15 protein-coding genes and 1 riboswitch are annotated in these 18882 nt (G+C 68.7%); of the genes, 10 read left to right on the top strand and 5 right to left on the bottom strand.

Annotation, left to right across the window (positions count from 1 at the left end; all coding sequences use genetic code 11):
* The first annotated feature begins 27 nt into the window (after nt 1-27).
* The 6 genes from mpaA3 to ACU6WY_RS03155 all read left to right on the top strand — a co-directional run bounded on the left by mpaA3 (nt 28) and on the right by ACU6WY_RS03155 (nt 4937).
* Nucleotides 28-150 carry an MpaA3 family daptide-type RiPP gene (gene mpaA3, locus ACU6WY_RS03130; RefSeq protein ID WP_483821008.1) on the top strand — a complete coding sequence of 41 codons (123 nt, stop codon included), beginning with the start codon at nt 28-30 and terminating at the stop codon, nt 148-150.
* A gap of 79 nt (nt 151-229) precedes the next feature.
* Nucleotides 230-1057: a daptide-type RiPP biosynthesis methyltransferase gene (gene mpaM, locus ACU6WY_RS03135; protein ID WP_483821009.1), complete on the top strand. Its 828-nt coding sequence runs from the start codon at nt 230-232 to the stop codon at nt 1055-1057.
* Complete coding sequence (mpaP, locus tag ACU6WY_RS03140; RefSeq protein WP_483821010.1) at nt 1047-2726, top strand: daptide biosynthesis intramembrane metalloprotease; 1680 nt, start codon at nt 1047-1049, stop codon at nt 2724-2726. Before mpaM ends, mpaP begins: the two co-directional genes overlap by 11 nt.
* Complete coding sequence (locus ACU6WY_RS03145) at nt 2723-3439, top strand: ABC transporter ATP-binding protein (RefSeq protein WP_483821011.1); 717 nt, start codon at nt 2723-2725, stop codon at nt 3437-3439. Before mpaP ends, ACU6WY_RS03145 begins: the two co-directional genes overlap by 4 nt.
* The gene (locus tag ACU6WY_RS03150) at nt 3436-4164 is read left to right on the top strand and encodes an ABC transporter permease (protein ID WP_483821012.1); all 729 of its coding nucleotides are present in this window, start codon (nt 3436-3438) and stop codon (nt 4162-4164) included. Before ACU6WY_RS03145 ends, ACU6WY_RS03150 begins: the two co-directional genes overlap by 4 nt.
* Before the next feature lie 8 nt (nt 4165-4172).
* Complete coding sequence (locus tag ACU6WY_RS03155) at nt 4173-4937, top strand: hypothetical protein (RefSeq protein ID WP_483821013.1); 765 nt, start codon at nt 4173-4175, stop codon at nt 4935-4937.
* A 45-nt stretch (nt 4938-4982) separates the two neighbouring features.
* Here the strand turns inward: ACU6WY_RS03155 and ACU6WY_RS03160 are convergent, their stop codons facing one another.
* Nucleotides 4983-5177: a hypothetical protein gene (locus ACU6WY_RS03160; protein ID WP_483821014.1), complete on the bottom strand. Its 195-nt coding sequence runs from the start codon at nt 5175-5177 to the stop codon at nt 4983-4985.
* 85 nt (nt 5178-5262) lie between these two features.
* Nucleotides 5263-5715, bottom strand: a complete 453-nt coding sequence (locus tag ACU6WY_RS03165) for a GNAT family N-acetyltransferase (protein WP_483821015.1) — start codon at nt 5713-5715, stop codon at nt 5263-5265.
* 241 nt (nt 5716-5956) lie between these two features.
* Between ACU6WY_RS03165 and ACU6WY_RS03170 the strand changes: the two genes are divergently transcribed.
* On the top strand, nt 5957-8176 hold the full coding sequence (locus ACU6WY_RS03170) for an NADP-dependent isocitrate dehydrogenase (protein ID WP_483821016.1): 2220 nt from the start codon (nt 5957-5959) through the stop codon (nt 8174-8176).
* A gap of 579 nt (nt 8177-8755) precedes the next feature.
* On the opposite strand, the gene ACU6WY_RS03175 is transcribed toward ACU6WY_RS03170, so the two are convergent.
* The 3 genes from ACU6WY_RS03175 to ACU6WY_RS03185 all read right to left on the bottom strand — a co-directional run bounded on the left by ACU6WY_RS03175 (nt 8756) and on the right by ACU6WY_RS03185 (nt 12005).
* Nucleotides 8756-10156 carry a L,D-transpeptidase family protein gene (locus ACU6WY_RS03175; RefSeq protein ID WP_483821017.1) on the bottom strand — a complete coding sequence of 467 codons (1401 nt, stop codon included), beginning with the start codon at nt 10154-10156 and terminating at the stop codon, nt 8756-8758.
* Nucleotides 10157-10236: 80 nt separating this feature from the next.
* The gene (locus ACU6WY_RS03180; protein WP_483821018.1) at nt 10237-11622 is read right to left on the bottom strand and encodes an FAD-binding oxidoreductase; all 1386 of its coding nucleotides are present in this window, start codon (nt 11620-11622) and stop codon (nt 10237-10239) included.
* A complete protein-coding gene (locus tag ACU6WY_RS03185; RefSeq protein ID WP_483821019.1) occupies nt 11619-12005 on the bottom strand; it encodes a YrdB family protein in 387 nt (128 codons plus the stop codon). Before ACU6WY_RS03185 ends, ACU6WY_RS03180 begins: the two co-directional genes overlap by 4 nt.
* A 94-nt stretch (nt 12006-12099) precedes the next feature.
* A riboswitch (ZMP/ZTP riboswitch) is annotated at nt 12100-12185 on the top strand.
* Between the two features lie 57 nt (nt 12186-12242).
* Here ACU6WY_RS03185 and glyA point away from each other — a divergent pair.
* The 3 genes from glyA to ACU6WY_RS03200 all read left to right on the top strand — a co-directional run bounded on the left by glyA (nt 12243) and on the right by ACU6WY_RS03200 (nt 18845).
* A complete protein-coding gene (gene glyA / locus ACU6WY_RS03190; RefSeq protein WP_483821020.1) occupies nt 12243-13517 on the top strand; it encodes a serine hydroxymethyltransferase in 1275 nt (424 codons plus the stop codon).
* Between the two features lie 186 nt (nt 13518-13703).
* Complete coding sequence (locus ACU6WY_RS03195) at nt 13704-14594, top strand: bifunctional methylenetetrahydrofolate dehydrogenase/methenyltetrahydrofolate cyclohydrolase (protein ID WP_483821021.1); 891 nt, start codon at nt 13704-13706, stop codon at nt 14592-14594.
* 282 nt (nt 14595-14876) lie between these two features.
* Nucleotides 14877-18845, top strand: coding sequence for a hypothetical protein (locus ACU6WY_RS03200; RefSeq protein ID WP_483821022.1), 3969 nt, complete (start codon nt 14877-14879; stop codon nt 18843-18845).
* Nucleotides 18846-18882 lie beyond the last annotated feature (37 nt).

Here is an 18882-nt window from a genome sequence, read left to right on the forward strand (position 1 = left end):
GTCCGACCCACCTGAAGGAGGTGACACATGTCCAACGATCTCGCTCTCCGATTCGACGAACTCGACGCGCTCGACGCGCCGATGGAGTGGTGGGAGCACGCCACCTACATCATCGCCATCGTCGGCGCGGCGGTGGCCATCGCCACCTGAACGCTGTCGAGGGGGAGGCATCGTGCGATGTGTCCCCCTCGACGGTCCCGTCCCGTCCGATCGCCCCCCAGGAGGTTCCATGACCGCTCCCCTCACCGACGCCGTGCGTTGTCGTCTCCGTGACGCCGGCTGCATCGCCGAGTCGTCCGACATCTACGACCGCGCAGGCGCCCGCTTCTACGACGAGCTCGTCGGCCCCGACCGCTCGGAGATCCGGGAAGTGCTCGCCGTGGCGCGTCGAAGCGGCCCCGTGGTCCTCGATCTCGCCGCGGGGAGCGGGCGCCTCACCATCCCGCTTCTGCGCATTGGCAAGGCGGTGACGGCTCTCGATCTGTCCTCCCCGATGCTGCAGCTCTTGCGTGATGCTCTGCCGCGGGGGTCGGCCTGCGAGTTCGTCGTCGCCGATATGCGTGCGTTCGATCTCGGACGGGAATTCGACCTGGCGGTTCTGGCGGCGACATCGATCACTCTTCTCGACCGGGACGATCGCCTGCGGCTGTTCGGCGCCGTCCGCCGCCACCTCGCCCCCACCGGAGCTCTGCTGCTCTCCGTCCCCGGCCGGACCGTCCAGAGCCTGCTGCGCACCTCCTCCGAACGCACCATCTCCGTCGGCTCGGGCGATGGGGCGGCGGTCTACCTGCAGTCGCAACAGGTCAATGCGACCGGTTCCCACCGGATCGTCAATTGGATGCCGCTTCCGCTTCCCGCGGCATCGCACGCGGTGCCGGTCCTCACCACGAGCCTGTACCTCCTCGACGCCGAGACGGTGGCGGATGAACTGCAGCAAACGGGGTTCCTCCCGCCGGAGGTGCTCCCAGTGCGCACGGTGGACCCGGACGGGGACGGGCACGAGAACATGCTCCTCCTGCACACCCGGATCGACGGCGGTGAGTCCCGTGTCGCCTGAGGGCCCCGGCCCCGCGCTCGCCGAGGTGCCTCGGCTGTCCACGTCCGTCCGGGTGGAGCCCGCGGCGGAGGAGGGTCAGTGGCTCGTCACCGTCGACGGCGTGCCGGTCTCCCGTGCGTCGGCGGCCACTGCCGAACTGCTGTGGGCGATGGATGGCACGAGGAGCATCGCCGACCTGCATCGTCGGTTCGCACCCGACTACTCCGACACGGCATTCGCGGATCTCCTGGATCGATTCCGGCGAGCGGGCCTCCTGCGCGGCTGGGAGCGACCGCCGGCGGGACGCGTGACGTATCGTCCGCCGTTGACCGTCCAGTTCGCGACTCTCCGCGCACCCCAGCTCTTCGACGCGCTTCACCGTGTGCTCCGCCCGGCTTTCGTTCCGTGGATGCCGTGGGTCGTCGTGGTCTCCGTGGTCCTCGGGGGCGTCGCGCTGATCCTGCAGACGGGCGCCGTCGTCGCCGCTCTCACCTCGCCCCTCCCCGCCGCGGACGTCCTCCTGGTCGCGAGTGTCCTCGTCGTCGCGACGTTCGCGCACGAGTCAGCCCACGGCGTGACCCTTACGCACGCGGGTGCCCGGCCACGGCGCGCAGGGGTGATGCTGCTGTATCTCGGCCCGGCATTCTTCGTCGACGTCACCGACGCGTGGCGCCTTCCCTCGCGCCGCTCCCGCGTCGCGGTGGCGCTCGCGGGCCCGGCCGTGCACGCCGTGATCGCGGCCGCGGCCGCCGTGTCCGCGCTTGCCGCGCCAGACGCCGACGTTCGCCGGACCCTCCTCGTGCTGTCCTGCGCCTGCACGACGGTCGTCGTGGTCAATCTCGTCCCGTTCGTCCGATTCGACGGCTACATCGCGCTGATGAGTGCGCTCGACGAGCCGAGCCTTCGCGCGCGCACGATGGCGGACGCAGGAGCGGCCCTGCGCCGCCTGCTGTTCGGCGCCCCGCGGACGCCACGTGCCCTCGCGCGGTGGTGGAGTGTTCCGTTCGGCGCGCTCAGCGTTCTCGTTCCCACAGCTCTGGTCTGGTTCGCGCTCGAGCGGGCGGTGCGGGCGCTCTCCGGCGCGGGGGCGATCGGGGCCCTCCTCGTCCTCGTCCTGCAGGCGGCGGTCGTCCTCGCCGTCGGAATAGTGGTCGTACGATGGGTCATCGCGAGCGTCCGGCGGGGCCCGCGTCGTGTGCGCGGAGTCGCTCTCGGCGCGGCGATGCTCGCCGCGGGGGTCGTCGCGCTCGCCGCGGTCCCGGTGCCGGACACGCGTTTGGCAGGCTTCGCCGTCGTCGACGGGCGGGTGGCTCTGGTCGTCCCGGCCGACGATTCCGCGGCCGTCCCTCTTTCCGGATCCACTTCTGTCTCGCTCGCGACCGCGGGGATCCTCGGTGACGCGCGCGTGGCGGAAGGCACCGCCCACCCGCAGACGCCAGAGACCATCTCCGTCCCGCTATCGGCCCTGGCGCCATTCGACATCGCGGGCGTCGAGGTACAGGCGACGGCCATCGCGGTGATCGACGTCTCCGCCGACGCAGCACTTCCGTCGACGGGCCGCGCGTCGGTGCAGCTCGGCACCCGCTCGGTGCTCTCGCAGGTCTGGTCTTCCCACGTCGTCGCCCCGCTGTCGACGCTTCTCACCGCCTTCACTCCCTCCGCCTCGCCGAACCAGGAAGGTCATCCATGATCGACAACGCCATCGAGGTGCGGCACCTCACGAAAAAGTACGGCTCCCGTGTCGCCGTGGACGATGTGTCCTTCGCGGTCCGCCGGGGGAGCGTCGTCGGTCTTCTCGGCCCGAACGGTGCCGGCAAATCGACGACGCTGCGCACCATCGTCGGACTGTCCGCTCCCACCGGCGGGACGGCCCTGGTGGATGGCGTCCCCTTCCGAAGCCTCCTCCAGCCGTCGGCGCACGTCGGCGTCCAGATGGACGGGTTCGGGTTCGAGGTGGGCATCACGGCACGGCGCCACCTCGAGATCGCACGACTGGCCGTCGGAGCGCCCCGTCGCCGGGTGGACGAGGTGCTCGATGAGGTGGGGCTGGCCGACGATGCCCGACGCCGCGTGAAGACGTTCTCGACGGGGATGGTGCAGCGTCTCGGACTCGCCGCCGCCCTGATCGGCTCCCCCCGCACGCTCGTGCTCGACGAACCGTCCAACGGCCTCGACCCGGACGGCATCCGATGGTTGCGTCGTTATCTCCGCGCGTTCGCCGCGGCCGGTGGCACGGTTCTGGTGTCCAGTCACCAGCTTGCAGAACTGCAGAACACCGTGGATGAGGTCGTCATCCTGCAGCGCTCGGTGGTGTACGCGGGAGCGCTGCAGGACCTCGTGCGCGGCGAGGGCGACACTCTCGAAGACCGCTACTTCGCGCTCGTCGAGGGGAGCCGCGCGTGATCGGCGCGATCCGGGCGGAGGTGCTCCGCGCGCACAGTGGGCTGAACACTCTCGCGGTCCTCCTCCTCGTGGTGTTCGTGCCGGTGGTGATCCTCACCAGCGACGACACGCTCGGACGGATGACCGACATGGATGCTACGACCGCGATGCAGCTCGTCATCGCACCTGTCGGATGGTGTTTCGTCGCGGCGGCGTTCGTCGGGGCGTTCGGGGTGACTCGGGAGTTCTACTACGTGTCGCTGAACCGGACCGTGGTCGCGCTCGGGTTTCGGAGAGTGTTCGGGGCGAAGGCTCTCGCAGCGGTGGTGGTCAGCCTCGTCCTGACGATCGGCGTCGTCGTCGCCTGGTGTGCAGTCGGGGCGATCGTCCTGTCCATCCACGGGATCGCACCGGCGCCATCGGTCACGGTGGCCGCGACGTTGGTCGGGGCCGTCCTCGGTGCCGTGCTCGGCTCGCTGATGGGCGCGAGTATCGGCTGGATCGTGGGCAACTACTACGTCGCCGCAGCGATCGTGCTGGCCGGACCGCTCGCTTTCGAGCTCGCCTTCCTGGGCGCTGCACCTGATCTGGCGCGATTCCTCCCGGGGCTCTCGCTGGCAGGATTGGCATCGCCGCAGAACCATCCCGACCTGCTCCCCGTGGGGGCGGCGGGCGCGATCGCGGTGGCCTGGACGGCGGTCCTGGCGATCGCCGGGTGGGTCGCCGGACGCCGCCGGTTCGCATGAGCGGCGCCATGACCGGCCGGACCCCGGGGTTCCCCGTCCGGCTGGGCCGCGCTCTGGTCGCTCAGGCGCTCAGCTTCGCGGGAGACCTGCCCCTGGTCGGTGTGGCGGTCGCGGCCGCGCTGCTATCCGCGTCGATCTCGGCCGGTATCCCGGCGGATGCCGCAGCCGCACCGGAGTCGGCGAAGGCGATTTTCGCGCAACCGTTGTCGACGGTGATCGGGGTTTACGCCGCGGTGATGGCCGCAATCTACGGGTCGTTCCGCTACACCATCGACCGTCGCACCGGAGTGGTGGCGCAGCGCGCGACGCTGCACCCGCGGGAGTGGGCGCTCGTCGGCCGCCTCCCTTTCACGGCACTGGGGGGTGGGATCGTCGGGGCGGCAGCCATGCTGGGCGGACGCCTCGCGCTCCTCCCCGTGTTCGGGCTGAGCGGTCTCGAGGGTCGGCACGTGGGAGCGGTCGTGCTCGTGGGCGCAGCGGCATCCCTCTGGGGGCTCGGGGTGGGGCTGCTGGTGCAGGCGCACCTGCCGTCCCTGTTCATCGCACCGATCTCCCTCAGCGCCGCGATGCTGATCGCTCCCGCCTGGCCGGCGCTCTGCGCATGGTGGCCGTTGCCGGCGCTGCTGCGGGCCAGCGGCTTCGATACCGCTGTTCTCGGCATCGCCATCGACACGGGGCCGCCGCCGGACCTCGCCATGCCACTCGCGTGCGCGTGGATCACCGGTGTCGTCGCGGCGGGAGCGGGATCGTTTCTGCGCCGCGACCTGCGTTGACCCTGTGCCCTACTGCGTCGCCGAGGCTCGGCATCCGTCCGGGTGTCAGAAGGCGTCGGGGGCGTCCCCGCGACGCCTTCTCCGGGCGGCGGCGACGCCCTGCGTGACCAGGATGGATCCGCAGAGGGCCATCACGACGGTCGTCGCCACATTCCACCACTCCGGGGCGCCGCCCAGCTGTGCGATGCCGTAGGCGGAGACGGCGATGCCGAAGGGGATCACGAGACGCGGGGAGGACACCTCGTCACGGTAGCGACGAGCCGTGGTTCGGAGCGCGCTCTTTCACCCCCGCACCGCGCGGAGTCGCCCGCTCAGACGAGCCCGCTCAGACGCGGACGCGCGCGATGGTCTCGCCGTACTCCGTCTCGCCGACGGGCTCGAAGCCCGCGCGGAGGAAGAACGCCTCGGGGCCGCCCACGCCGGGCTCGTAGATGACGTCGACGTGGTCCATGCCGCGGGTGCGTGCCTCGTCGAGCAGTGCGCCCAGGGCCCACCGACCCACGCCGCGTCCCTGCTCGTCGGCGTCGACGTTGATGCGCCACAGCACGGAGCGGAAGTGCTCCTCGTGCGCCTCGGGGTCGAAGTTGGCGCTCACGAAGCCCACGACCTCGTCGCCGTCGAGCACCACGCGCTGCCACGACGTCTGCGGATTCATCACCGTTGCGGCGATTCCGTAGCTCAAGGGAGCGAGGAACTGCTCCTGTCCGGGCTTCAGGGAGAGCGTGTTCACCGCCACGATCGTGGTGGCGGAGAGTTCGACGAGACGAAGGTCGGCCATGCGCCCAGGCTATCCGCCCCGCCGATCCGCGCAAGCTTCCGGATGCCGTCCCACCCCCGACCATCCGATAAACGGCGTCGGCGCAGAGAAACGCGGTGCCAGCGCGTTTCTCTGCGCGGATCGCGTTTATCGGGGCCGCCGGACGTTCAGCACAGCGCCGAACTATCTCGACATCGAGAGACTTTGCGCCGGTGCGATAGGCTGAGGAGCAACCCTGGCCGCCTCTACGGAGAGATTCGACGTGCCCGATTCCACCATCATCTACACGTACACCGACGAGGCGCCGGCGCTTGCGACCGCGTCGTTCCTGCCCATCGTGCAGGCCGTCACGACCCAGGCGGGCGTCGACGTCGAGACCCGCGACATCTCGCTCGCGGGCCGCATCCTCGCGGCCTTCCCGCAGCGCCTCACCCCCGAGCAGCATGTGGGCGACGCCCTCGCCGAGCTCGGCGGCCTGGCCACGCTCCCCGAGGCCAACATCATCAAGCTGCCGAACATCTCGGCATCCATTCCGCAGCTCAAGGCCGCGATCGCCGAGCTGCAGTCGCAGGGCTACGACATCCCTGACTACCCCGACGACGCCTCCAGCGTCGAAGACAAAGACGTGCGGGCGCGCTACGACCGCATCAAGGGCTCCGCGGTCAACCCGGTGCTGCGCGAGGGCAACAGCGACCGCCGCGCCCCGCTCGCGGTGAAGAACTACGCCAAGAAGCACCCGCACCGCAACAAGCCGTTCGCCGAGGGGTCGAAGACCCGCGTTGCGACCATGGGGCACGACGACTTCAAGAGCAACGAGAAGTCGTGGGTCGCCGCGCACGACGACGTGCTCACGATTCGCCACACCGCCGAAGACGGCACGGTCACGGTCCTCAAAGACAGCCTGAAGGTCCTCCCGCGCGAGATCATTGACGCCACGTTCCTCTCGGCATCCGCACTCGACGCGTTCCTCGCCGAGACGGTCGCGCAGGCCAAGGCCGACGACGTGCTGTACTCGGTCCACCTCAAAGCCACGATGATGAAGGTCAGCGACCCGATCATCTTCGGCCACGTGGTCAAGGCGTACTTCGCCGACGTCTTCGCCCAGTACGGCGACGCGCTCGCCGCGGCGGGACTCAACCCCAACAACGGTCTCGGCGGCATCCTGTCGGGCCTGTCGTCGATCGACGGGGGCGACGAGATCGCCGCCGCGTTCGAGAAGGCCGTCGACGAGGCCGCGCGCCTGTCGTACGTCAACTCCGACAAGGGCATCACGAACCTGCACGTCCCGTCCGACGTGATCGTGGATGCCTCGATGCCGGCGCTCGTGCGCAACGGCGGCAAGCTCTGGGGCGCCGACGGGGGAGAGGGCGACACCCTCGCGGTCATCCCCGACTCCTCGTACGCCGGGGTCTACCAGGCCGTGATCGACGACGTCATCGCGAACGGACCGTTGAACCCCGCGACGATCGGTACCGTCCCCAACGTCGGACTCATGGCGCAGGCGGCCGAGGAGTACGGCAGCCACGACAAGACGTTCGAGATCGCCGCGGCCGGTCGCGTCGAGATCGTCGACGGCGACGGCAACGTCGTCATCGAGCACGATGTGCAGGCGGGGGACATCTGGCGCGCGACGCAGACGAAGTACGTCGCGATCGTCGACTGGGTCGGACTCGCCGTGCGCCGCGCCCGCGCCACGAACGTGCCCGCCGTGTTCTGGCTCGACGTCAACCGCGCGCACGACGCCCAGATCATCGCGAAGGTCTACCAGGCGCTCGCCACGATCGACACGCAGGGCCTCGAGATCCTCATCCTGCCCCCGGCCGAGGCCACCCGCTACACGCTGGCTCGTCTGCGTCACGGTCTCGACACCATCTCGGTGACGGGCAACGTGCTGCGCGACTACCTCACCGACCTGTTCCCGATCCTCGAGGTTGGCACGAGCGCCAAGATGCTGTCGATCGTCCCCCTCCTCGCCGGTGGTGGCCTGTTCGAGACGGGCGCGGGCGGTTCTGCCCCCAAGCACGTGCAGCAGCTCCTCGAAGAGGACTACCTGCGCTGGGATTCCCTCGGTGAGTTCTTCGCCCTCGCCGCCTCGCTCGAGCACTACGCCGGCTTCACTGGCAACGCTCGCGCGCAGGTGCTCGCCGACACCCTGGATGCCGCGACCGGAACGTTCCTCGAGAACGACAAGTCGCCCGGCCGTTCCCTGGGCATGATCGACAACCGCGGCAGCCACTTCTACCTCGCCCTGTACTGGGCGCAGGAGCTGGCGACACAGACGGCGGATGCCGACCTGGCCGCCGCCTTCGCGCCGGTGGCCGAGTCGCTCGCGAGCAACGAAGAGACGATCGTTGCCGAGCTCAACGCCGTCCAAGGCCACGCGGTCGAGATCGGCGGCTACTACCGCCCCGACGCCGCGCTCGTCGAGAAGGTCATGCGTCCGTCCGCGACGCTGAACGCGATCATCGACGCCCTGCGCTGATCAGCCCGACCCGAGAGGGGCGGATGCCACATGGCATCCGCCCCTCTTCCGTATCCGCTGCGCCCGCACATCTCCGGCAGTATCGGCGGCGCCGGCGCTGGTTGCCCTCGTGACGCCCGCATAACTCCGGCGGTATCGGCGCCGGCGCTGGTTGCCCTCGTGACGCCCGCATAACTCCGGCGAGGCCGTGCCGCCGGCGGGGGCTGGGGCCGCAATGAAACAGATTGCAGGAGTTGTGCGCGCCGGTGCGCGTCGCGCCGCCGCCGCACGCAGAGTCTCCCGCGCGGCGCCGCGCGGCTGCCGGGCCCGGGCACAAGTCCGGCGGAAGAGTGGCTGGCCGCGGCCCGGGCGTCGCGGCGGTACGCCATGCAGGAGTTGTGCAGGGGGCGCAGCGCGTCTCCTCCGCCCCGCCGACGTCAGCAGCTGCGGCACAACTCCGGCGAAACCCGGTGGTCGCGCCAGCGGCGCGGGGCGGTGGCCGCACGCCGCAGGAGTTATGCGCCAGGTGCCTGCGCGGCACGCGCGCAGAAAGAAGGGGCCGGATGCCATGGCGTCCGGCCCCTGTCCGCGGGTGCGGGCTCAGTAGTAGACCGACACCTCGGTGCCGCGGTAGGCCCAGTCGTACAGTTCCTTGGCGTTGGAGACCGTGAGGTTGATGCAGCCGTGGCTCATCGGGGTGCCGAAGTTGTTGTGCCAGTAGGTGCCGTGGAAGCCCTCGTCGCCGTTGAAGTAGGCGACCCAGGGGACGTCTTTCGTGCACCAGTCATAGCCGGGGACGCACCCCATGTCTTGCATAGGGGTCTTCCAGCCGATGCGGAAGTTGCCCGTGTGGGTGTCCCACCCGCTCTTTCCCGACGACATCGACCAGTTGCGGTAGACCTGGCCGTTCTCGTACAGGGTGACGGTCTGCGCGCTCAGGTTGACGTCGATGCGACGCTCGGTCTTGGTGGTTTCGAACGGCGTCTCGGTGACGTTCAGCGCGTACTTCGCGTTACCCTCGGCCAGCTGAGCGGCGAAGGCGGCGGCCATGCCGGAGGTGTCGCCGAGTGCGCGCCCGGTCTGCCCCTCGACGCGGGCGTGGATGACCTCGCCACCGCTGTCGACGATCACGTCTGCGTTCACGGCGCTGCGATCGACGGTGCCCGCAAGCCCGTCGACAGCCGTCTGGATGGCGGCCTCGTCGGCCGTGATCGCGAAGCCGCCGTGACCGTCGGAGGTCACGGTGAGCCAGGATGCCACGACCCCGCGGTCGACCGGCACGGTGCGCTCGTCCCCGACGTAGAACCCGGCGGAGTCGAGGATGCCATTGAGCGTGGCGGCCGCCGCGTCGGCTTCTTCGGTCGTGACGGGGGCCTCGACGGAGACGAGGTCGGCCTGCGTCGTCGTTGCGACCGTGCCCGCGTCGAACGCGGTCTGCAGGGCGGTGGTGACCGCCGCGATGTCGATGCCCTCTCCGGCCTCGGCGGGGGTCGTGACGTAGGACTGCGAGCCCGTGTCGAAGGCGACGGTCGCGTCGACCGGCGCCTGATAGGTGCCCGGGGCGCGCTCGCGCAGCACCGCGGCGGCTTCGGTCGGGTCGATGTCGATCGCGACACCGGTGCCGGCGGGGAACCACGACGCCGGCTTCCACATGGGGTTCTCGGCGAACGCCTTGTCGGCGATCGCGGTGGCGTCAACGGTGGCGCCCAGGTCGGCGCCGGTGACCGTCACCTCTCCGGCGGGGCTCTCGACGGTGACCTCGGTCGTGGCCAGTCGGTCGGAGATCGCCTGTGCGGCGGCGCCCGCGGTCAGGCCGCCGATCTGCACTCCCGCGACCGACGCGCCGGGCGCGATCAGTACGAGCGAGGCGGCGATGAGGGCGACGGCTGTCGCCGCGGCCGGAATGCCGATCCACAGGCCCGAGCGGTTCTTGCGCTTCGTGGGCTCGGGCTTAGCCCAGGCGTAGGTGACGCCGTCGGTGCTGTTCGCGCCGTCGGTCATGAGAAAACCCCCAGAATGATCAGTCTTTCCAGGGTACGGGGGCAGACTCCATGGGGGCCGTGAGGATTGTCACGTTCTGGTTACGCCCGCCCCGGTGGGGTGGGGCCGGCGAAAACCTTGCCCGGATTCAGGATGCCGAGCGGGTCGAACACCCGCGCGATCTCGCGCTGCAGGCGCCACTGGTCGTCGCCGAGTTCGTCCGCCAGCCACCGACGTTTGAGGACGCCGATGCCGTGCTCGCCGGTCAGCGTTCCGCCGAGGCCGAGGGCGGCCTGAAACAGTGCTCCGGCGGCATCCCAGACCACGGGGGGCACGTCGGCCCCCTCGAACACGAAGTTGGGGTGCAGATTGCCATCGCCGGCGTGCGCGACGGTGGGGATGACGAGGCCGAACTCCCGTTCGATGCGGGCGATCTCATCGAACATGGCGGGGAGGGCGCTGCGGGGAACGGAGACGTCCTCGATGAGGGTCGTACCGAGCGTCTCCATCGCGGGGTGCAGCGCTCGGCGGATGGCGAGGAGCGCCTCACCCTCCGCCTCGTCGGCGGCGACGGACACGCGTCCACCGCTCGCCTCGAGCACCGCCGCGATTGCGCGCGCCTCCTCGATGGCCACGGGGCCGTCGGTCTGCACGGTGAGCTGCGCGGCACCCGCCGGCGGTACGGGGAGCGACAGCAGCCGGTGCACGGCCGCGAGGCTCGTGGCATCCATCAGCTCCATGATCGCGGGCTGGATTCCGGATGCCGTGACCGCGGCAGAAGCGACCGCGGCGCTGCGCACATCGGGGAAGAGGGCCGTGAGGGTCACGCGGTCGCCGGCGATGAGGCGGCGCAGTTTGAGGGTCGCCCCGACGACGACGCCGAGGATCCCCTCGGAGCCGATGACGAGCGACGTGAGATCGAGGCCCGTGACGCCCTTCACGCTGCGATGGCCGAGATGAAGAAGGCGGCCGTCGGCCAGCACCAGGTCGACGCCGAGGACGGCGTCGCGGACGACCCCGTACTTCGCGCACAGCAGGCCGCCCGCACCGGTGGCGATGTTGCCGCCGACCGTCGAGATCGCGCGGCTGGCGGGGTCGGGTGCCCACCACACCCCGTGCGGTTCGAGCTGCGCGTTGAGGTCGGCGTTCAGGATGCCGGGCTCGACCACCGCCAGGAGGTCGTCGGGCCGTACCTCGAGCACCCGGTCCATCTCGCGCAGCGACAGGGAGATCTCTCCACCCCCGGTGTTCGCGCCTCCCGCCAGTCCCGTGCCCGCGCCGCGGGGGACCACCGGGGTGCGGGTGGCCGTCGCGATCCGCAGAACGGACTGCACATCGGCGACCGAGCGCGCGTGGACGACGGCGAGAGGCCGGCTGTCGGCCGCGTGGCCCGACTTGTCGGCCCTCGCGTTCTGGAGCGCGGCGGGGGAGACGTCGACGCGGTCGCCGAGCTCGGCCCGGAGCAGCGCGACGACGTCGAGCGTCACGCCAGGCGCCGCCGACCGTTCAACGCGCCGAAAGTGACCGCGACGATGGCGAAGGCCAGACCGATCCAGGCCTGCCCCATGGTCCACCAGGCGATGGTCGCGGCGGCGTACACGAAGAGCTCGACGATGGCGCGCACGAAGGGGTGCACCGCGAGCACCGCGCGGGGTGAGACGAACAGCGCCCATACGAGGATCGCGAGGGCGGGAGCGCCGATCCCGGCGACGATGTTCCAGGGGAGGGGCCAGGCCGTGAAGCCCCAGAGCGCGAGGGTGAAGAACGCGGCGAGACCGCACAGGACGCTGCCGATCTCGATCGCCGAGGGGCGCGGGCGCATGCCGGGGGCCAGCGGCGCCTGCGCGCGGACGTGGGGAGTATCGGTCACGCCGCCATTTTACGCGCGGGCGGCGGGGCGACAGCCGGGATGGTTCACGGGCGAGCAACACGCCCGGGCACATCGCCCGCGAACCCGGTAATGTGAACGTCGTCGCGACTGGCGTTGAGGTGGGCCACCACCGGGGAGCGACCGCTTGACGGTATTCGACCGCACGCCTGGGTCGATCCGGTATCTCCGCGGACTCGCCGAGCCTGCGGCATCCGAAGCCATCGTCAAGGAGATCGCATGACCGATCCGTACTTCAACGCCCCCCTCTCGGAAGTCGACCCCGAGATCGCCCAGGTGCTCGAGCGCGAGCTCGACCGTCAGCGCGGGTACCTCGAGATGATCGCGTCGGAGAACTTCGTTCCCGTCTCGGTGCTGCAGTCGCAGGGCTCGGTGCTGACGAACAAGTACGCCGAGGGCTACCCCGGTCGGCGCTACTACGGCGGCTGCGAAGAGGTCGACGTCGCCGAGTCGCTCGCGATCGAGCGCGCGAAGGCCCTTTTCGGTTCCGAGTTCGCCAACGTGCAGCCGCACTCGGGTGCGACCGCGAACGCCGCCGTGCTGCACGCGATCGCCCGTCCCGGTGACACGCTGCTCGGTCTCTCGCTCGACCAGGGCGGTCACCTGACCCACGGCATGAAGATCAACTTCTCGGGCCGCCTGTACGACATCGTCGCGTACGGCGTCGACCCCGAGACCTCGCTCATCGACATGGACGAGGTGCGCCGTCTCGCCCTCGAGCACAAGCCGAAGGTCATCATCGCCGGATGGTCGGCCTACCCGCGCCAGCTCGACTTCGCCGCGTTCCGTGCGATCGCCGACGAGGTGGGCGCGTACCTGTGGGTCGATATGGCGCACTTCGCCGGCCTCGTCGCCGCGGGCGTGCACCCGTCGCCGATCCCGCACGCCCACGTCGTCTCGACCACCGTGCACAAGACGATCGGCGGCCCCCGTTCGGGCCTCATCCTCACCAACGACGCCGACCTGGCCAAGAAGATCAACACAGCGGTCTTCCCGGGTCAGCAGGGCGGCCCGCTCATGCACGTGATCGCGGCCAAGGCGACGGCGTTCAAGCTCGCGATGACGCCCGAGTTCACGGAGCGCCAGGAGCGCACCCTCCGCGGCGCCTCGATCATCGCCGACCGCCTCACGCAGGACGACGTGAAGAGCGCCGGCATCGCCGTCCGCTCGGGCGGCACGGACGTGCACCTCGTGCTCGTCGACCTGCGGGATGCCGAGATCGACGGCAAGCAGGCCGAAGACCTGCTGCACGAGATCCACATCACGGTCAACCGCAACGCTGTTCCCAACGACCCGCGTCCGCCGATGGTCACGTCGGGCCTGCGCATCGGCACCCCGGCACTCGCGACGCGCGGCTTCGGCGACGCCGAGTTCACCGAGGTCGCCGACATCATCGCCCTGGCCCTCCAGCCCGGCGCCGACCTCGACGCGCTCCGCGCCCGCGTGGCAACGCTCGCCGAGGCGTTCCCGCTGTACCCCGGCCTGCAGCAGTAGCCCCCGGCCGGGGCGGGCCTCGCACGCGTGCGGCGGTTCGCCCCGGCATCCGGGTGCGGCCGTTGCCGGCTGGCATCCATCCGCGATAAACGCGATCCGCGCGGGGAAACGCTCCGCCGACGCGTTTCTCACCTCAGATCGCGTTTATCGACGCGTCACAGCCACACACCACGAACGAGGGATGCCATGACGGCGACGAGACTCGACGGCAAGGCCGCTGCGGCGGCGATCAAAGAAGAGCTCGCCGAGCGGGTCGCCGCTCTGCGCGAGCGGGGGATCGTGCCCGGGATCGCGACCGTGCTCGTCGGCGCCGACCCTGCGTCGCAGCTCTACGTGGGTATGAAGCACACGCAGTCCGAGGCGATCGGCATGAATTCCATTCAGGTGGAGTTGCCCGCCGACTCGACGCAGGAGGAGGTCGAGGCCGTCATCGACCGGCTCAACGCCGACCCGTCGTGCCACGGCTACATCGTGCAGCTGCCGCTGCCGAAGCACATCGACACCGACGCGATCCTCGAGCGGATCGATCCGGCGAAGGATGCCGATGGCCTCCACCCCACGAACCTCGGTCGGCTCGTGCTCAACGTCAACGCCCCCATCACGACGCCCCTCCCCTGCACGCCGCGCGGTGTCATCGAGCTCCTCCTGCGTAACGGCTACGACCTGACGGGCAAGGAGGTCGTGGTGGTCGGCCGCGGCGTCACGATCGGCCGGTCCATCGGGCTCCTCCTCACGCGCCGCGAGATCAACGCGACCGTCACCCTCACGCACACCGGCACTGTCGACCTGGCGAAACACTTGCGTGAGGCCGACGTGATCGTCGCTGCGGCTGGCGTGAAGCACATCGTCCGCGCCGAGGACGTCAAGCCGGGCGCCGCGGTGCTCGACGTCGGCGTCACGCGCGCGATCGACCCCGAGACCGGCAAGAGCCGCGTCTTCGGCGACGTGCACCCCGACGTGGCCGAGGTCGCCGGGTTCCTCTCACCCAACCCCGGCGGAGTGGGGCCGATGACCGTGGCGCTGCTCATGACGAATGTCGTCGAAGCTGCAGAGCGCGCGGCCGCTCACACGAGCTGACCTCCCGGGCGCACGCGAGCTCCGCCACCCTCCTCCCCAGGCGGCCATACGACCGCGATATGCGGGTGACTGTTCGGGTGATCGGCCGGGCGGTCTCGCGCGGCACCTCCCCGTGAATGGCTGAGGTTTCCGGCCTTTAAAGCAGTCACCCGGCCTTGAGACGTGCATCCCGCGTCTGGTCTGTTTCCCCACAGCCTGTTACCTCGTCCCCGAGGCACACCCGATGCCTTCATTCGTATCTCGGGGCCGCACCGGGCGGCCCGTTCGATTAGGGGAGACATTGTGACGATTGACGTGCCCGAACGGGGAGCCCGTATCGAGGGGGAGCAGCCCCCTCCCAAGTCGGTCGGCCGCCGTACGGTCCTCGCCGGTGCGGCGTGGACCGTTCCGGCTGTTGCTCTCGCGGCCGCCGCGCCCGCCCACGCCGCGTCGGGTCTGGTACTCGCGTTCGACAAGACGTCGTACACGACGGTGGGATGCGGCACGCTCAAGGGCGTCACGGTGTCGGTCAGCACGGGTGGCAACCCCACTCGGGCGACGGTCGTGACCGTCTCGCTCCCGACCGGGCTGACCTTCGCGAGCGGTCAGAGCAACATCAGCGGCGCGACGGACGCGCAGGGCGTGTTCGCCGTTCCCGACATCACGGTCGCGAACACCCCGGGCACGCTGGCGATCACCGCGACCGCTGGCACGTTGAATGCCGCGGCGACGGTGCGTGTCGCGGCCAACAGCTCGGCCGCCCAGGCGATCCAAGCGACACCGGCGAATCCTCTGTGGCCGCTGACTCCGCCGGGATCGGTCAACGTCGGCGCCAACTACTTCCTGGCGCCGAACGACGAACTGTGGTGGGAGAACAACCGGGTCGCGAGCGGCGTCGTGGCTGCCGCCGGGTGGAACTACAACGGGGGAGAGCAGTACGTCGACTACCGTCTCGCTGACAACACCGTGCGCCGTGCGATGTGGGCCAACACGAATGTGCTCTACGACCCACTGCCGCTGGATGCGCGCCCGATCGGTCAGGCATACTTCCTCACGGACGACGGTGTCCTCTATCACTATGCACAACGCGTTACGGGCAATGTGAAGTCGGTCGTGACGTGGGCCGACGGAACCCATCACGCAGATATCGAGTTGACCTCAGGTGTCCTCATCCGGACCACCACCTACAACGTCGACACGACCTATTCTCCGTTGCCGGAAAGTGCCCGACCGATCGGCGCCGACTACTTCCTTTCCGACGACGGCGACCTGTTCTTCCGGTCGGACTTCGTGGTGACACAGGTCACGTCCGCGGCCGGGTGGTACTACGAAGGCGCTCTGTACGCGGACTACATGACCGAGTCTGGCGAGGCGCTGCGGGTCTGGGAAAAGAACGACCTGCGCAATCGGGTCTACACGGGTACGCCTGCGGGTGCCCGATCGTTGGGCTGCGGTTACTTCATCACCGAGGACGGTCTTGTGTACTGGTATGGGAGATTTGCAATCTCCAATGTCGACAACGTGGTTGCGTGGCATGCGGGATATCAGCATATCGCCGACGTCCGTACCACCTCGGGAGCATCCATTCGCCTCTACGATAATTTCATCAACTCTCAGTGGTCGCCGCTTCCCGAGAATGCACTGTCCATCGGTGCGTCCTACTATTACGATTCCGAGAATCAGGAGCTTTACTACAAGGGGAAGCTCCTGGTGACCGGGGTGACGAGTGCTGCGGGATGGCACTGGCCGGGTAACGGCGACTATTGCGATTACACAACGGCGCGCGGAACGACGAAACGTGCACGCTACGAGACGACGGAAGAGGCAACATACGGAAAAGTTCCGGCTGGCGGTACAGCCCACGGAGCTGGCTACTTCCTGGTGGGCAAAGTGCTGTGGCACTGGGAAGACGTCGTTGCGACGAAGGTCGTTTCGGTGAAGCCATATGTGAATGGCTATCTCTATGCCGACTTCGAACTGGAATCCGGGGTAATCGCTCGGGCCCAGGAGGGAGCGATCATCGAGACCCACTCACCAATGCCGAGCAACGCGGCGAGCGTGGGTGCCGATTACTTCCTCACTCCCGGCGGGGAACTCTACTGGCAGGGTCGCCTCGTGTCGACGGGGGTGTCGTCTGCGTCGGGTTTCTACTTTCGAGGTTGGGGGTGGCAATACTGTGACTACGTCACGGGTGATGCCGTCGCGCACCGAGCCCGTGAGTACAGGCCGCTCGACGGGACGTTCTCGGGGGCGGCGTACGCGACGGCTCTGTCGCGAGGCTACTTCTTGACAAAGGACGGCAGCCTGTACTGGTACGACCAAGCGCTGAAGTTCGGCGACGGCACGCCTGTCAAGTTCGACAAGATCGTTCCATGGTCCGATCAGTCTTACATGCACGCGGATATCCGTACGCCGGATGGTAAGTATTACCGGTTGATCGAGGGTGGCGTTCAATACCAGTATTGGCAAAGCGCGCAGAACCCCGCGCCCGTCGATGCCGTTCCCGTCGGTATTTACTACTTCCTCACACCCTCGGGCGACCTCTACTACAACGAGCAGATCGTTGCCACCGGTGTGTCTGAGGCTGCAGGGTGGTTCGACGCCACTCGCACGACCGCGTGCGTCGACTACCGTGACGGCAGCATGGTTGTCCGCAGGATTGACAACGGTAACGCGCCCTCGGGCCAGACCTACCCGGGTGGTGGAGTACCCCAGGAGGCGAAGCTCCTGGGCTCGGGGTACTTCTTGACCGGTGCGAAGGACCTGTTGTTCGCGAACCCCTACACGTCGACCGCTCTCGCAACGGTGGCCAGCAACCCCACGTCTCTCGACACGTGGAACAACTCGGAGGGCTTCTACGTCACCTACCGGCCCGCGAGCGGGCAACCGCGTCGCATCACGGCGATCGACACGGGCAACGCGGTGACGTGGGTGGCAGGAAGCACGCCCCTCGGTGCCACGTTGATTGGCTCCAAGTACGCACTATCCGCCTCCACACTCTGGTTTGCCGGGACCTCTGTCATGGGCGGCGTGACGGATGCGGTCGGCTGGTCCCAGTCCGCTGGCGGACACTTCTACGCAGATGTTCGATCGAGTGCCGGCGTCGTGCGGATCGATGGCGGGGCCACAACGACGAGTCTTGCCTACGGTTCCGTCCCTCCGGGGGCGACGTTGTTCGGTTACGGTTACCAGCTCGCCGGTAGCCAGTTGCTGTTCCAGGGCAACGCGCTCAAAGACGACGGGGGCAACGTTCTGGCGACGAGCGTCGTGTCCGGCTTCGCCTGGGGCGACGGTGGTGGACGACCATTATGCGACTATCGGACCGAAGACCTCGGGTCGTTCCGCGTTCAACGGTCGAACAATGACGGCACTACCGCTAGTGCCCTCGATACCTCCGCTGTCTCGAGTGGCGACCTGGTCAACTGGACGCCGAATCGCGGCACGCCGGTGGGTTCTGAGCCGCGGGGCGCGGACTACTTTGTCACCGCCGACGGCGTCCTCACTTTCCAGGGACAGCTGGTGGACTCGAATGCCAGTGATGTAGTCGGGTGGGCCTGGGGTGGAGACCGCTTCGCCGACTACCGGGTGCCCGCCACGCCATCCCCTAAGCGCATGCAGGCCAAGGGCATCGACAAGACGATCTACGTATACTCCTCGCAGGCTGCCGGAACGTCGCCGATCGGCTCGGGCTACTGGTTCGACGCGGGTGAGGGTGAGATTTGGTACAAGGACGGCGTCGTGGCGACTGGAGTTCTGAGTGCTCACGCATGGACGTGGGGAAATCCCGCCGTCAACTGGCGCGATGATTTGAACCGCGCACGTCGCCGAGAAGTGAACGTCAACCCGCCCGTGACGACATTCACGCAAGGGACGACGCCTCTCGGATCCAAGCCGATCGGCGCCGAGTACTTCTTGAACAACAACAACCTCTATTACCAAGCGGGATTCGTAACCGACAGCGTGGAGCGTGCCATCGGCTATTTCGTCTCCGGGCAGGGGCATTATGCCGACTACTTCACGGACACCGGTGACGCGTTCGCGGTATTGGGCGCGGCTCCGACCAACATCGATTACACGGGAACCGACCCCTCGGCGATTCCGGTGGGTGCCGGCTACTTCCACGTGCCGAACGGCAAGCTCTACTACAACGGGAAGGTGCTCGCAGACGCGCAGCGCAACGAACTCGGGAACGTCGCGAGTGCCGTGGGCTGGTCGAACGGGACGGCACGGGTCGCCTACGCGCTGATCGAGGAGTGCACGACCTCCCCGTGATCGACATGTCGTCCTGATCGACACAGAGCGGGGGTAC

Source organism: Microbacterium sp. ZW3a (assembly GCF_057167165.1).

Coding starts and splice junctions, on each gene's coding strand:
- ACU6WY_RS03195 (WP_483821021.1), top strand. CDS start 13,704: ATGACGGCGACGAGACTCGACGGCAAGGCCGCTGCGGCGGCGATCAAA.
- ACU6WY_RS03145 (WP_483821011.1), top strand. CDS start 2,723: ATGATCGACAACGCCATCGAGGTGCGGCACCTCACGAAAAAGTACGGC.
- mpaA3 (WP_483821008.1), top strand. CDS start 28: ATGTCCAACGATCTCGCTCTCCGATTCGACGAACTCGACGCGCTCGAC.
- ACU6WY_RS03175 (WP_483821017.1), bottom strand. CDS start 10,156: ATGACCGACGGCGCGAACAGCACCGACGGCGTCACCTACGCCTGGGCT.
- ACU6WY_RS03155 (WP_483821013.1), top strand. CDS start 4,173: ATGACCGGCCGGACCCCGGGGTTCCCCGTCCGGCTGGGCCGCGCTCTG.
- ACU6WY_RS03165 (WP_483821015.1), bottom strand. CDS start 5,715: ATGGCCGACCTTCGTCTCGTCGAACTCTCCGCCACCACGATCGTGGCG.
- glyA (WP_483821020.1), top strand. CDS start 12,243: ATGACCGATCCGTACTTCAACGCCCCCCTCTCGGAAGTCGACCCCGAG.
- mpaM (WP_483821009.1), top strand. CDS start 230: ATGACCGCTCCCCTCACCGACGCCGTGCGTTGTCGTCTCCGTGACGCC.